Below are 15,062 nucleotides of genomic sequence, written 5' to 3' on the forward strand. Positions count from 1 at the left end.
TTTAAAGCGTTTCCACGTCTGTCATTTCAAGATGAATAGGAGAAATAAAAACCTGCTTTTCTTTAATGTCTAATTTATCGCCATTGGCCAAGATGTGAACTTTTAAATTGGTAATAGACATTGGAGCGCCTTCAGGCACTACATCGCGGTTATTGTGAATTAATCTTCGTGGATCGAAGAGAATTACCATACCAGAACCAATTACTTCGCAATTATTGCCGTTTTTAATTATTAAACCCGTGTCTTCGGCCAAGCCTATTCCTACTTTCATGGGAAATTTAGCCATCGCTTCTGCTAATCGTCCAAAACGTCCGCGCTTAATAAAATGCGAATCGATAATAAAGTTAGGAATATAACTCATTCCTCTTCCCATATTTACAGCGCCTTTGGTAAAAGCTTCTTGCACGCCGCCACCCGTAATCATTTCTTCACTCATGCACATTGCTCCAGCACTAGTACCGGCAATTACAAATGCTTCGTTTTCATATTTATCTTTAATAATTTTATCTAAAACAGTTCCGCCAATATACTTTACATTTTTAGACTGGTCGCCACCAGTAAACATAACGCAATTTGCTTTTTGCATAAGTTCTACAAACTCTGGTTTTTCGGCATCTTCGCGACTTCTAATGTCCATCACGAAAACATTTTTACAGTCTAATTTACTAAAAGCTTCGAGGTAATTTTCGCTTACTTCAACAGGAATACTTGAGGCCGTAGGAATAACAATTATTATAGCTTCAATCCCGCCGCTCTCACGTACAACGCGAGAGAGAATACCATTTTGAATATACTCTAAAGTGTACCTTTCATTTTCACCGTTTCCTTTGTCTTCATTTCCTCCTATGGGGATTAGGGTTCCTTTAACACTCATGGATTTATTTATTTTGCGAACAAAAATACAGTAATTGTTAGGAAAATTAATCATATATTTATCAAATTCATACGAAACTAACAAATCCGTCAACCTATGCGAATTAGAGAAATCAACGCCATGCGAGGACCAAATTACTGGTCCATTCGTCGTCATAAATTAATTGTAATGGTCCTCGATTTAGAGGAAATGGAAGAGCTGCCTTCAAACAAAATTGAAGGGTTTAGTGACCGACTTAAAGCCATGTTTCCAACCATGTATAGTCATCGTTGCAGTGTGGGCGCACCGGGCGGTTTTTTTCAAAGAGTAGAAGACGGCACGTGGATGGGCCATATTATTGAACATATTGCTTTAGAAATTCAGACCTTGGCAGATATGGACACAGGCTTCGGTAGAACGCGCGACTATGGTGAAAAAGGTGTTTACAACGTGGTGTTCAGTTATATTGAAGAAAACGTTGGTAGATATGCGGCAAAGGTTTCAGTAGCTATTTGCGAAGCCTTAATTAAAGGTGACGCATACGATTTGGAACCAGATATTCAAAAAATGCGAGAAATACGGGAAGACGAACGACTGGGCCCAAGTACGGGTTCAATTGTTGAAGAAGCCGAAAGCAGAGGAATTCCGTGGATTCGCTTAAATAAATATTCGTTATGTCAATTAGGCTATGGTGCTAATCAAAAAAGAATTCAGGCTACGGTAACCTCTGAAACTAGCAGTATTGGTGTAGAACTTGCCTGCGATAAAGAAGATACAAAATACCTTTTAGAACAGGCTGAAGTTTTGGTGCCGAGAGGTGATATTATTGGGCGGGAACGCAGTTTAGAAGATGCTTGTCGGTATGTAGGTTTTCCTTTGGTGGTAAAACCTGTAGGCGGTAATCACGGTCGCGGAATTACGGTAAATATAAAAAATTACGACGATGCTTTGGTAGCTTTTCACGCTGCAAAAGAAGTTTCTAATAAAGTAATTATTGAAAAATATATAACCGGAGACGATTACCGTGTTTTGGTAATCAATAATGTTTTAGTGGCAGCTGCAAAACGAACTCCGGCAAACGTTGTAGGTGATGGAAAATCAACCATTAAAGAACTGGTAACTATTGTGAATAAAGACTCACGCCGCGGTTACGGACACGAAAACGTACTTACAAAAATTACCATTAACGATTTAACACGAACCGTCCTCGCTGCAAAGGGATATACCGAAGATTCCGTTCCAGCAGCTGGCGAAATGGTAATATTAAAAGATACTGCAAACTTGAGTACCGGCGGAACTGCCGAAGACGTTACAGATATTTTACATCCAGCAAATGTTTCGATGGCCGAACGCATTTCAAAAATAATAGATCTCGATATCTGCGGAATTGATATTATGACTACAGATATTAGCAAACCACTCGAAGAAACCGGCGGTGCGGTAATAGAGGTTAATGCAGGACCGGGATTTAGAATGCATTTAGCACCAACTACCGGTTTGCCAAGAAATGTTGCAGCACCCGTTGTCGATAAACTTTTTCCACAAGGTACTACTGGACGGATTCCAATTATAGCAACCACCGGTACTAACGGAAAAACAACCACAACCCGTTTAATTGCCCATATGGCTAAAATGAAAGGTTTTCGGGTGGGCTATACTACTAGCGATGGCGTTTATATTCAAAACAGATTGTTGATGAAAGGCGATTGCACCGGCCCTGCAAGTGCCGAATTTGTACTTAAGGACCCAACGGTAAACTTTGCAGTTTTAGAGTGTGCCCGCGGCGGTTTGCTACGCGCAGGACTAGGTTTTAAAAAATGCGACGTAGGAATTGTTACTAATGTTGCCGCAGATCATCTGGGTTTAAAGGGAATACACACTATAGAACAACTTGCAAAAGTTAAAGGCGTTATTCCAGAAACTGTTTTACCAGATGGTTACGCAATTTTAAATGCCGATGACGATTTGGTTTATGAAATGCGAAGAAGCATCAATTGTAATCTCGCTCTTTTCTCAATGGACGAAGAAAATCCACGTATAAAAGCACTTCAAAAATTGGGAGGAATTACAGCTGTTTATGAAAACGGTTACGTAACACTATGTCGTGGTACTTGGAAAATGCGCATCATGAAGGCTGAAAATATTCCGTTAACCTATGGCGGGAAAGCAACTTTTATGATTCAGAATATTCTTCCAGCTATTGTTGCAGCTCATGTACGCGGAATAAGCATTGAAGATATGAAAGTGGCTCTGGAAACCTTTATTCCTTCGGCATCACAAACGCCCGGAAGATTGAATTTATTTAAGTTCGAAAACTTCACCATTTTACTCGATTATGCCCATAACCCAGCGGGGATGCGCGCCCTTAAAAATTTCACCGATAATCTTGAAGCGACTGTTAAAGTTGGTATTATAGCTGGCGTTGGCGATAGAAGAGAAGAAGACACTAACGAATTGGGAAGTGTTGCTGCGGAAATGTTTGATGAAATAATTATTCGTCAAGACAAAAATTTACGAGGAAAAACCGAAGATTCAATTATTAAAATGCTCGATGAAGGTATTAAAATGAAAGATCCAAACAAAAAAACAACCATCATCCCTTCAGAAAAGGAAGCAATAATTTATGCGGTAAAAAATGCCCAAAAGGGTTCGTTGATTGTTTTATGTAGCGATGTAATTCCAGATGCTTTAGATCTTGTGATGAAATTTAAAGATCAGGAAAGTAAAGGTGAACTCATGTTTGCACAGTAAAAGAAAGACATCCGCATTTTCAACAAGGGTTTTAAAACCAAGTATGAAAGGAGGTGTAACGGGTTACAGCAATGATTAAAATAGTTTGGAAGAGTTTTGAGTAGTTTTGCGCTTTCCTTTTATAATACCGAAAATCAGAATGTAACTGTAGCAAGCAATCACTAACAGTAGTGCTATTTTAAAACCTACATTGTCCGTCAAAAAGCCATAGGCCGGCGGAATAACGGCGCCTCCCACAATAGCCATACAAAGCAATCCTGAAGCTTGCGGCTTTAAATCGCCTAGGCCATCAATGGTTAAAGCAAAGATAGTGGGGAACATAATTGAGTTAAAAAGTCCCACGGCAAGTATAGACCACATTGCCACTAAACCAACAGTATTCATTGATACCAACAACATTAATACGGCAAGAAATGCGAAGATGGAAAGCACTTTCGTCGGTACAATTATTTTGGTTAAATAAGCTCCAATGAACCTGCCCACCATAGCTCCACTCCAATAAAACACAACAAAAGCGCCCACAATAGCTTTAGAATCTATGGAATTTAAATTGGTGTTTAACAGGCTTTCGGCTAGGTATTTCATAGTTTCGTTTTGCTGGATTATTTCAGAAATATTCATACTCATAAAATAATTTACCAAATAGCTTCCAATGGCAACTTCGGCGCCAACGTATAGAAAAATACCCAAAGCCCCGAGCATTACAATTTTGTTTTTCAGAAGTTTTCCGTAGCCACCCACGGTGCTTTTTTCCAAAATAGTTGGCAGTTTTATAAATACGAAAAGAAGTGCCAATAGCCCAATAAATGCTGCGATGTACAGAAAAGGAATCTGTACGGCAGACGCTTCGGAAATGTAGTAGGTGCCTTTTTCAACTTCTGTTAAACCCATTATTTCTTCCGAAGATTTTATAGTATCGCTCAATAAAAACGAAGCGCCAATTAAAGGAGCAATCGCCGTTCCCAAAGAGTTGAAAGCTTGGGAAAGATTTAAACGGCTGGATGCACCATCTTCGCTTCCTAAAACCGAAACATACGGATTGGCGGCTACTTGCAGGATTGTAATTCCGCCGGCGAGCGTAAAATATGCAACCATAAATATCCAGAATTGCCTGTCGGCAGCTGCGGGATAAAAAAGCAAACAACCAATTGCCATCGTTACCAAGCCTACGAAAATTCCTTTTTGATACCCAATTCGCGAAAGCAAAGCGCCGGCGGGAACAGAAATTACCAAATACGCCAAAAAGAATGCAAACTGAACTAACCCAGCTTGAAAATAACTGAGTTCAAATACGTCTTTTAATCGCGGTACGAGACTGTCCACCAAAACGGTGATGAAACCCCAAAGGAAAAATAGGATGGTTACTGTAATAAAAGCGGAACGGAAGGATTTTTTTTCGGTCATAATCAAATGATTCTTTTGATGCTATTGATACTGTTGTTTTTGTACTTGGCCTCTTCGCGTCTTTGCATGCCAATTTCTCGCGAAGGCCAAAGAACGCAGAGGACATTACTTTTTATCATAAAAATCTGAGGCAAAGTTTTCGTTTTTGTCGTTTTGATATTTTGTTACCCAAAACCCGTCGTGAATTGCATAATAGCCGGTTTCCCCCTTTTTGTTTACGGCAATATAACCCACTTGAAAATCTTTGAAATTCGGGGTTTTTTTAATGATTCTTCCTATGGCTTCTTCGCAGGCTTGTTGTGGCGTTTTGCCTTGACGCATTAATTCAACAATCAAAAAACTACCGACGGTTTTTAGCACTTCCTCGCCTAAACCAGTTGCCGTTGCGCCGCCTATTTCGTTGTCTATAAAAAGTCCCGAACCAATTATTGGCGAATCGCCCACACGCCCAGCCATTTTATAGGCCAAACCACTGGTAGTGCAACCTCCCGAAATATCACCGTTTTCGTCTATGGCGAGCATCCCGATGGTATCGTGGTTTTCAATATTGATAATTGGTTTGTATTGCGAGGTTTTTTTCCACGCTTCCCACGCTTTTTTAGATTTTTCAGTTAGTAAATCTACTTTTTTGAAACCTTCGGAATAGGCGAACTGCTCCGCACCTTTTCCTGCCAAAATTACGTGCGGTGTATCTTCCATTACTTTTCGTGCAACAGATATTGGGTGCATAATATTCTGAAGATAAACAACCGCGCCATAATCGCCCTCTTTGTTCATAATACAGGCATCCAGGGTTACGTTTCCGTCGCGGTCCGGTAAACCGCCAAGGCCCACGGATTGGCCTTCGGCGTTGGCTTCTTCAATCATACAGCCTTTTTCAATCGCGTCAATAGACGTTCCGCCTTCCTTTAAAACACGCCACGCTTCGGCGGTGCTATCGTTAACATTCCAAGTGGCAATTACCATTGGGAAACCGGATGTTTCATTCTTAAGATTCTTTTCTTCGGAAATTGAAGTCTTCATTCCTGAAGCGAAAACAGAGGTTCCCACTGCAATTCCCAAGGTGGAAAGCGATGCATTTTGAATAAATTTTCTGCGTTTCATAATACTATAATTTTGCGTTTCAAACCTAAAGCTTTTAAAAACCTGTTAGGTTTAGTAGTGGTCTATTTCACTTCAATTTCATCTACAAAAAGCCAAGCTTTTCCACCAAAGCCCAAATGTCCTTCTGGTAGATCGCCGAAGTTTTTAGCTGTAATTTTTATAAATTGGATGTTTTTATCTACTTGAAATGCTATTGTTTTTATTTCTGTTTCTTCCGAAGGTTTTTCGGCTTCTATTTTTTGGATTGGCAAGTCGGTAAAATCCGTTCCATTTTCCGCAATTGAGCAGATTACTTCGGTGGGATAAAAAATCCAGCTGCGTTGGTCTTGTAAAAAACTCACCGAAACGGTTTTCACTTCTTTTTGGGAACCCAAATTCACGGTTGCTTTCAAATCTAAATCGTGATAGCCTTGCCACGTTCCGGTTCTAAAATCGTTTGTGCCGTGAATACCGTCAATCAACGCGTTCTTTCCGCCGCCGTTGTACTGGTTGGCGTATTCGGTTTCCAAAGTTATGCTGAGGTTTGGGTCTATTTTATAGAAATGAGTTTTAAGCACGCTGCTTTTCTGCTTTTCTGAATTCTTCATATTTCGGTCGCTGAGCGGAGCCGAAGTATTTCGGTCGCTGAGCGGAGCCGAAGCGTAAGTTCGTAATTCTGCCGCTTCCGAAATTGTAAAAGGCTGCGAGTATTTTTTAAAATCGGAATTGTTTAGGGAATAATAAATTTCCATTTTATCGGAATTGGTGCCTTGGCTCCGCTCAGCGACCGCAAGCGAAATTTCAGTTTTATTTTTAAAAGCCACATTGCCTTTTGCAATAAATGGAGCGGGTATAATTATGTTTTCGGTGATTTCGGTTGTAGGAATTTCTGTGTTTTTTGTTGCCCATTTCGAAGCTTTGTTAGTCATCTTAAAAACCAGTTTTCCGCCGTTTATAATTTCAGAATGCTGAATAAAACTTCGCTTTAAAGGCTGCCCATTTAAAGTTGCCGAAGCGATATATTTATTTTTATCTGAAATGTTTTCAGCTTCAATTTTAAATGTTTTTCCGTCTTCTAAATTAATGGACACATTTTCAAAAAGAGGCGTCCCGATAATATATTGGTTGCTCGCGGGGGTTACGGGATAAAAACCCAACGCGCTGAAAACATACCACGCGCTCATCTGTCCGCAGTCCTCATTTCCTGAAATTCCATCGGGAGCGTTTTGGTACAATTCATTTAAAATTTGATGAACTTTTTCCTGTGTTTTTGCAGGTTTATTCACAAAATTGTAGAGATAAGCCATATGGTGGCTGGGTTCGTTTCCATGGGCATATTGGCCTATGAGTCCAGTAATATCGGCCTGTTGGCGACCCGAAGTTTCTTGTTTTGCTGTAAAAAGTTTATCGAGTTGGTTTTCAAATGCAGCTTTTCCACCCATTAAATTTATCAATCCCGAAATATCTTGCGGCACGTAAAAACTGTATTGCCACGAGTTGGCTTCGGTATAATTAAAATTTACTTCGTACGGGTCAAAAGGCGCAAACCAAGTGTTGCGGAAACGACCTCGCATAAATTTTGTCTCGGGATCAAAAACGTTTTTGTAGTATTGTGCCCTTTCGGAAAATACTTTATAATCTTTAATCTTTCCCATCGCTTTGGCCATTTGGGCAATGGTCCAATCGTCGTAAGCATATTCCAAGGTTTTTGAAACCGATTCGCTTTCTTCTTCCACAGGAATAAAACCGAATTCTTTGTAACTTTTCAGCCCCAATTTGTCTTGCACCGCACTGTGTTTCATCGCGGCAAAAGCCTTTTCGGCATCGAAGCCGCGGATTCCTTTTAAATAGGCATCGGCAATTACGGGCACGGCGTGGTAGCCAATCATACAACCCGTGTAATTGGCTGCCAATGGCCAAATGGGAAGAATTCCGCCTTCGTCGTATTTCGCTAAAAGTGAATTTATAAAATCGTTTGTCCGTTCTTTTTCAATAATAGTGTAAAGCGGATGCGCGGCGCGATACGTGTCCCAAAGTGAAAAAACGGTGTAATTTTTAAAATCGTTGGCTTGATGAATTTCCAAATCCATCCCACGATAGCGTCCGTCAACATCGTGATAAAGATTTGGTGCCAGCATTGTGTGATAAAGGGCGGTGTAAAAAATTATTTTTTGATTGTTGCGGACTTCGGCTCCGCTCAGTCCCCGGTTTGCTGAAGATTGGTTGTTGAGCGTAGTCGAAACATCGATATTTCGCAACTGCTTTTCCCAAGCAGTTTCGGCTTCTTCTTTTACTTGTTGAAATGATTTATCACCGATTTCAGCTTCTAAGTTTTTCTTTGCTCCGGCTTCGTCAACGGCTGAAATTGCAACTTTAATTTCCAGATCGTTCCCTTCGGAAGCGTCAAATTCAAAGGCAGCTTTGGTAGGATTGTATCCTGGAGCTTCGGTGGGAGAATAATAGGCAACTATTTTATACGGACGGGAAAATTCAATATTATAAAAAAGTCGTTGGTCTTTTGCCCAAGCATTGGAATGTCTGTGACCGGAAATTTCAGTTTTTGAAAGCGTTTTTATTTCAGAAGAAAGAACTTTGTCGCGGTGTTCCAAATCGAGGATTACAATCTGCTTTGAATCCTTCGGAAATGTGTAACGGTGTATTCCGCTGCGTTCCGAAACGGTGAGTTCTACTTCAATATTTGTATCGTTTAAAAATACTTTGTAATAGCCTGGGTAAGCGGTTTCGTTTTCGTGTGAAAAATGGGAGCGGTACCCTTTTTGAACTTGTGCTGAGCTTGCCGAAGCATTGGCGCCATTGTTGAAATTCACTGTATTTGTTGGCATTAAAAGCACATCGCCATAATCGCTGACGCCAGTTCCGCTGAGGTGCGTATTCGAAAAACCGTAAATATATTCATCACTATAATGGTAGCCGCTGCAACCGTCCCAACCGTCCAAACGCGTGTCTGGGCTTAGTTGCATCATCCCAAAAGGCATTGTGGCTCCGGGATAAGTGTGACCGTGGCCGCCAGTACCTATAAATGGATTGACAAATGAAGTCAAGTTTTCAGTGGAAGTGTTGTCCTGCGAAAATCCTAAAAAGAAAGCGAGTAAAAGGAGAAGTATTAGCCTATTGCGCATTATTGATAAATATGCTGAGAAAGATACTAAAATCGTTAAAATAAAGTGAACAACCATTTCAATTTTTTGAAACATGCTATCTTTAAAAATACTTTTCACTTTATGCGTTGGTTCATTTTTATTGCTATTTACATTCTTGTAGATATTTACGCTTTTCAAGCAATACGTACACTTACCAAAAACCCGTGGATTTACAGTATTTATGTATTTCTGTCGCTGGCAGTTTTGGCCGCTTTAATATATCAAGTTTCCACTTTAGGAGCTGGCAAGGTGCTGGACATTAAATCTATGTATGTTTTCGGAATATTTCTCACTGTTTTTGTTCCCAAACTATTGATTGTCGTTTTCATGTTCGGCGAGGATATTGCAAGATTTTTTGTCGGTATTTTTATGAAAGTTGCTGGCAGTGATGAAGCGCAATTTATGGCTTCGCGAAGAAAATTTGTGAGTACCATTGCTTTGGGGATTGCTGCCATTCCGTTTGCTAGTTTGCTTTACGGAATGATTCAAGGTAAGTACAATTACAAGGTTTTAAAATATTCGCTGGAGTTTGACGACTTACCCGAAGAATTTGACGGGTTTACATTAACGCAATTAAGCGACGTACACAGCGGTAGTTTTGACAATAGAGAGAAGGTAGAATACGCCGTAAATCTTATCAACGAACAGCAAAGCGATGTCATTCTTTTTACGGGCGATTTGGTAAACAATCTTGCCGAAGAAATGGACGATTGGAAACAACTTTTTTCCAGTTTAAAAGCTCCGAATGGCGTTTTTTCAATTTTGGGAAATCACGATTACGGCGATTATGTTAAGTGGGACAGTGCTGCAGCACAAGCTGAAAATCTTCGGAAATTGAAGAATATTCAAAATGAAATGGGTTGGAATTTATTGCTGAATGAAAATAGATTCATCGAAAAAAACGGACAAAAAATTGCTGTGGTTGGCGTTGAAAACTGGGGGCTCAATGGTTTTAAACAAGCTGGAGATATCAACAAAGCTTGCGAAGGAATTTCTAACTCAGATTTTAAAATTTTATTAAGCCACGATCCATCACATTGGCAGGCGCAGGTAAAAGATAGTCCGCGTAATTTTCAATTAACTTTGAGCGGGCATACGCACGGCATGCAATTTGGAATTGAAATCCCTGGAATTATAAAATGGAGCCCTATAAAATACCGCTATAAAAATTGGGCTGGAATATACGAGGAGTTCGGAAGGTATATAAATGTAAACCGAGGTTTTGGGTTTTTAGGATACCCGGGAAGAATAGGTATTTGGCCCGAAATAACTGTTATTAAGCTTAAAAGAAAAAAGCCCCAAACTTAAAAACACAACATAAACATCTATGCTTTTAGAGATTTTAAAAGGTACAAAATCTAAAACTTGAAGCACTTTAAAACACTTAGTTACTTTAGGCGCTAATTTTATTATATTTGTAATACAGGTATTCAACTAATATACAAGGCTAATGTCAAAATTTGGAGAATTAATTGAAACGCAAATTCCGGTTCTGCTAGATTTTTATGCAGATTACGATGGCGCCAGTAAAGAAATGCACCCCGTTTTAAGAGATGTTGCTGCGGCGCTTGGCGATAAAGCTCGGGTTATAAAAATTGACGTTGAAAAAAACAAGGAACTCGCAGATGCGCTTCGAGTAAAAGGACTTCCCACCCTTATGATATATAAAAATGGTGAGATGAAATGGCGGCAGAGCGGCGAGCAAGATGCCAAAACATTGATTGGGCTTGTAAATGAATACGTTTAAGCTGCCCAACCACCAAAAGTTGTAACCGCATTTTTAAACGGTTGAACATTCCCAGCCTTTTTCTGAAATAAATTCTAAAACCTTCGGCAATACAAAACGAAGGTTTTTTTCTGCCTTTAAACTATCGTGAAAAACGATTACACTTCCAGGTTTTATATTATTTAAAACATTTTGAAGGCATTTTTCTTCGGAAGTGTTTGCGTCGTAATCGTAACTAATTATGCTCCACATTACAATTTTGAAACCTTTTTTCTGAAGAATTCTCGCCTGTTTTGAAGTCATTTTCCCGTAAGGCGGCCGAAATAATAATTTTGAATTGGAAGTGTCTGACGGTGCATTTTCAATGCCGAAATTTTTCAGAAGTTTTAAAACAACATGCTCATATTTTAAAACATTATCTACATACTTTGCGGTTTTGGTTTTCCATCCATTTACATGATTAAAGGTGTGGTTGCCTACCGAATGCCCTTGAGAAAGAATTGTTTTAAAAATTTCAGGGTGTTTCTGAACGTTATCGCCTATGCAAAAAAAAGTCGCTTTGGCGTTGTGTTTTTTCAGCGTAGCTAATACCCAAGGCGTAACCTTAGGTATAGGGCCATCGTCAAAAGTAAGATAGACGGTGTTTTTATTTCGTGAAAATGCCCAAATACGTTCGGGATAAAACCGCTGAATGAACTTGGGCATTTTTGCAAAATTGAACTGCAATTGGGATTAATTTAAGGGGGTTTCCTCTAAAATTTCATTGGTAGGTTCGAGCTGCATTTCTTTTAAAAGACTTGAATCTAAAGGAATTTCTATAGTGGAGTCTTTTTCAATATCCTTATCTAAATCCATTGCCTCATCTGGACTGTAGAAGTGTCGGAACAGTTTTAAATACTCATTAAATTCTTTAGCTTCGGCGCGGCCGTATGTTTCTTCGTCATACACAACTACTACTTGAACCAAGCTGCGATAACGTTCCATGTCGCTAATAATATCTTCGGCGATTGCGCGTTGTTTATTAAATTTTAAACTGTTGTAATACAGTAGGTTTTCTTGATATTTTTTGGTTACATCTTCGTAAACTTTTCGGGCTTTTTCGAGTTTGTCCAATTCATAATAACCAATAACAAATGGTTCCAATAACGAATAGTATTCAAAATAATCTATAGGCATTTTTTCCATCGCTAAATCCAGTATTTTTTCGGCCTTGTCCATTTTGCCTTCGTTTATAAGTGCTTCGGCAAGACGGGCGAGGTTGCTTCTATAGGTAATGCCGTTTCTGCGAGTTTCGGTATCGTGGTAAATATCTGGGCTGCCACTGTTACCCCAATCCCAGGACATAACGATATTGTACATTTTGTCTGCATCAACTCTACCCATATCAAAAGGACTTCGTTTGTTAAGCGGTGTTCTTATTGGTACTAACTTATAAACAACACCGTCTAATTGCAGGTAATCTTTCATCCACAAATAATCGTCATCGCCAAAACTTCCCCCACTAAAATAGATGGGTCGCTCCCAGTTATTATTCGCAATAATATCGAGCATCATCATTCTATTTTTATAGATTATGTCGCCTTTTAAATTAATGTCTATATACGGTACAATTAGATCTGCATCTTTGGGGTCGACGATGCCGTTGCGCAATACCGCTTCTTTATCAACTGGAATGCGGATTATTTTTGAAGGAAAAGTATTAATCACTTGCCCACTTGGGAGCTCCATTTGGGTTGCGGGGCTATCGTTGGCCACAAAATTCATCCACGTTTTAATGTCGATTGTATCTTTATTAGTTTTTTGAAAGATTAAAAAGTCGCGCGTTCCCCAACGATATTTGGCGTGTGTTAATTGCGAAGGAATGGGGTCGCTGGTAAAGGCTTTTTTCTTCATATCGTCAATATACCAATCTGTTTGAAACAAGCTTGTATTTATAATACGCACATCTTGTCTATAGCCTTCCACATTTTGGGCGTACCAAAGGGCAAACGTATCGTTGTCTCCAATGGTAAACAGTATTGCGTTTTCATCGCAAGAGTCTAAATACATTTTACCCATTGATTGTGCGGTATAACGGTTGCTTCTATCGTGGTCGTCCCAGTTTTGGGTTGCGAGCAAAACGGGCGCTGCCAAAGCCGAAATAATTAAAACAACCGGAAGTGCCACTTTCGGTTTTAAATACTCTTTTACCAAATCAAAAAGTGCATAAACGCCGTACCCTATCCACATGGCAAACACATAAAAACTACCCACTAATGCATAGTCGCGCTCACGTGGCTCAAAGGGTCTTTCATTTAAATAAACCTTTAAGGCTAAACCTGTAAATAGGAAAAAGACAAGGAGCACCCAAAAACTTTTTTGATCGTTTTTAAAGTGAAAAACTAAGCCTATTACACCTAAAATAAGCGGTAGGAAAAAGTACGTATTACGCGCTTTATTCTCTTTCATATCTGTGGTAAGCATATCTTGATTGCCCAGCCGCATTTCGTCAATAAATTTAATTCCGCTAATCCAGTTGCCGTGCAGATCTGTATAACGGCCTTGCACATCGTCCTGTCTTCCGGTGAAATTCCACATAAAATAACGCCAATACATATACCCAAATTGAAACTCGAACATAAATTTCATATTTTGGAAAAAGGATGGTTTTTGAATATCGAGAAATTGCCCGAAGTTTTTTAGAAATTTATCGTAATCGCTTTTATCAACTAAGCCTTGATTGTAGGCTTGTTTAAAATTATTTACCTCGTCTACCAATCGCGGTTCGCTTAAATATTCACTTTTAACCGAAAAGTCTAAACCACCTGTAAATTCCATGTAATTGGCGTTGTGCTCGGTACTCCACATTCTGGGAAGGAAAGCTTTCTGCGAATCTTCGGTGTTTTGGCCTGCATTTTTGTAATTGTTTACAATAATGTATTTGTTGGTTGCTTCGTCTTTTTCGTATTTTGGTTTTTCGTCTTTATACGGGTTGTCTTCATCTAACCCCGCATAGGTTTCGGTAAAAAGCGGCCCGTAAAATAAATGTGTTTCTGGGTATTGCTCGCGGTTGTAATACGCCAAAAGTTCGCGGGCGTTATTTGGGTTGTTTTCATTAATTACCGTTCCGGCATTGGCGCGAATGGGCAACATTAACCAACTTGAGAACCCAATAAATATAAAGAGAACACACAATAAAAGTGTGTTTAACTGTACAAAGCCTTTTTTTCTGGTGAATTTTAACCCGTAAATAAAAAGTACGATAAATAGGAGTGCGGCGAAGATGGTTCCGGAGTTAAAGGGAAGCCCCATGCTATTTACGAAAAACAATTCCGAAGCGCTAAAAAACTTCATCGTCATTGGCAATAATAGCTTGAAGATGAAAAGTAAGATTGCAACAGTAACAATATTTGCAATAATGAAGTTTTTAACCGTGACGGTTTTGTAGTGCTTAAAGAAGTATAAAAATCCAATTGCCGGAATAGTGAGCAGCGCCATAAAGTGAACCCCGAAGGAAAGCCCGATAATAAAAGCAATTAAAATTACCCAGCGATTACCACGTGGCTCTAGCATTTCGCGTTCCCAGCGCAGGGCGGTATAAAACAAGACAGCCATTAAAAAAGCCGCACTGGCATAAACCTCTGCTTCAACGGCGTTAAACCAAAAACTATCGGTAAAGGTAAAGGCTAAGGCACCCACGGCAGCGCTTCCAATAATGGCTATTGCCGATGTTTTGTCTATTTCCTGGTGTTTGGAAATTACATTAGTTAGTAAAATAGTAAGCGACCAAAACATAAAAAGTATGGTAAATGCGCTAGAAAAAACAGACATTAAGTTAATGGTGAGTGCAATATGCGAAGCGTCTGTTGCAAATATGGAGAAGAAAGCCCCCAACAATTGATAGAGTGGAGCTCCCGGCGGGTGGCCTACTTCCAAATTACTGGCCGTGGTTATATATTCGCCGGCATCCCAAAAACTAGCAGTTGGTTCAACGGTTAACCAATAGGTTGTTAAGGCAATAGCAAAGACGAGCCAACCTGTAATTTTGTTCCATTTTGTAAAGTTGAAAGAACCCATAAGCACTTAAAATTTTTATGCGACGAAT

General features: G+C 39.5%; 9 protein-coding genes. 3 read left to right on the forward strand and 6 right to left on the reverse strand.

Going from position 1 to position 15,062, the window contains the following annotated elements:
* Nucleotide 1: 1 nt before the first annotated feature.
* A complete protein-coding gene (locus K8089_RS01690; RefSeq protein WP_237601534.1) occupies nt 2-874 on the reverse strand; it encodes a cyanophycinase in 873 nt (290 codons plus the stop codon).
* 96 nt (nt 875-970) lie between these two features.
* Between K8089_RS01690 and cphA the strand changes: the two genes are divergently transcribed.
* Entirely contained in the window at nt 971-3,604 is a 2,634-nt protein-coding gene (gene cphA / locus K8089_RS01695; RefSeq protein WP_237601535.1) for a cyanophycin synthetase, read from the forward strand.
* A gap of 75 nt (nt 3,605-3,679) precedes the next feature.
* On the opposite strand, the gene K8089_RS01700 is transcribed toward cphA, so the two are convergent.
* The 3 genes from K8089_RS01700 to K8089_RS01710 form a co-directional block, all read right to left on the reverse strand.
* A complete protein-coding gene (locus tag K8089_RS01700; RefSeq protein WP_237601536.1) occupies nt 3,680-5,008 on the reverse strand; it encodes a sugar MFS transporter in 1,329 nt (442 codons plus the stop codon).
* 105 nt (nt 5,009-5,113) lie between these two features.
* Complete coding sequence (locus tag K8089_RS01705; RefSeq protein ID WP_237601537.1) at nt 5,114-6,112, reverse strand: N(4)-(beta-N-acetylglucosaminyl)-L-asparaginase; 999 nt, start codon at nt 6,110-6,112, stop codon at nt 5,114-5,116.
* Between the two features lie 62 nt (nt 6,113-6,174).
* Nucleotides 6,175-9,231: a GH92 family glycosyl hydrolase gene (locus K8089_RS01710; protein ID WP_237601590.1), complete on the reverse strand. Its 3,057-nt coding sequence runs from the start codon at nt 9,229-9,231 to the stop codon at nt 6,175-6,177.
* Nucleotides 9,232-9,333: 102 nt separating this feature from the next.
* On the opposite strand from K8089_RS01710, the gene K8089_RS01715 reads away from it, so the two are divergent.
* Nucleotides 9,334-10,560: a metallophosphoesterase gene (locus K8089_RS01715; RefSeq protein WP_237601538.1), complete on the forward strand. Its 1,227-nt coding sequence runs from the start codon at nt 9,334-9,336 to the stop codon at nt 10,558-10,560.
* A gap of 142 nt (nt 10,561-10,702) precedes the next feature.
* Nucleotides 10,703-10,999, forward strand: coding sequence for a thioredoxin family protein (locus tag K8089_RS01720; RefSeq protein WP_237601539.1), 297 nt, complete (start codon nt 10,703-10,705; stop codon nt 10,997-10,999).
* A 33-nt stretch (nt 11,000-11,032) separates the two neighbouring features.
* Here K8089_RS01720 and K8089_RS01725 read toward each other — a convergent pair whose 3' ends face one another.
* Together K8089_RS01725 and K8089_RS01730 are read right to left on the reverse strand one after the other, a co-directional pair.
* A complete protein-coding gene (locus tag K8089_RS01725) occupies nt 11,033-11,683 on the reverse strand; it encodes a polysaccharide deacetylase family protein (protein ID WP_237601540.1) in 651 nt (216 codons plus the stop codon).
* A gap of 27 nt (nt 11,684-11,710) precedes the next feature.
* Nucleotides 11,711-15,034, reverse strand: coding sequence for a glycosyltransferase family 117 protein (locus tag K8089_RS01730; protein WP_237601541.1), 3,324 nt, complete (start codon nt 15,032-15,034; stop codon nt 11,711-11,713).
* Nucleotides 15,035-15,062 lie beyond the last annotated feature (28 nt).

Origin of the sequence: Aequorivita vitellina (assembly GCF_022008365.1) — a bacterium.
In the GTDB taxonomy this organism is placed as follows: Bacteria; Bacteroidota; Bacteroidia; order Flavobacteriales; family Flavobacteriaceae; genus Aequorivita; species Aequorivita vitellina.

Excerpts from the sequence above, each read along its gene's own strand:
- K8089_RS01700 (WP_237601536.1), bottom strand. The coding sequence starts at position 5,008 with ATGACCGAAAAAAAATCCTTCCGTTCCGCTTTTATTACAGTAACCATC.
- K8089_RS01715 (WP_237601538.1), top strand. The coding sequence starts at position 9,334 with ATGCGTTGGTTCATTTTTATTGCTATTTACATTCTTGTAGATATTTAC.
- cphA (WP_237601535.1), top strand. The coding sequence starts at position 971 with ATGCGAATTAGAGAAATCAACGCCATGCGAGGACCAAATTACTGGTCC.
- K8089_RS01725 (WP_237601540.1), bottom strand. The coding sequence starts at position 11,683 with ATGCCCAAGTTCATTCAGCGGTTTTATCCCGAACGTATTTGGGCATTT.
- K8089_RS01720 (WP_237601539.1), top strand. The coding sequence starts at position 10,703 with ATGTCAAAATTTGGAGAATTAATTGAAACGCAAATTCCGGTTCTGCTA.
- K8089_RS01710 (WP_237601590.1), bottom strand. The coding sequence starts at position 9,231 with ATGCGCAATAGGCTAATACTTCTCCTTTTACTCGCTTTCTTTTTAGGA.
- K8089_RS01705 (WP_237601537.1), bottom strand. The coding sequence starts at position 6,112 with ATGAAACGCAGAAAATTTATTCAAAATGCATCGCTTTCCACCTTGGGA.
- K8089_RS01730 (WP_237601541.1), bottom strand. The coding sequence starts at position 15,034 with ATGGGTTCTTTCAACTTTACAAAATGGAACAAAATTACAGGTTGGCTC.
- K8089_RS01690 (WP_237601534.1), bottom strand. The coding sequence starts at position 874 with ATGAGTGTTAAAGGAACCCTAATCCCCATAGGAGGAAATGAAGACAAA.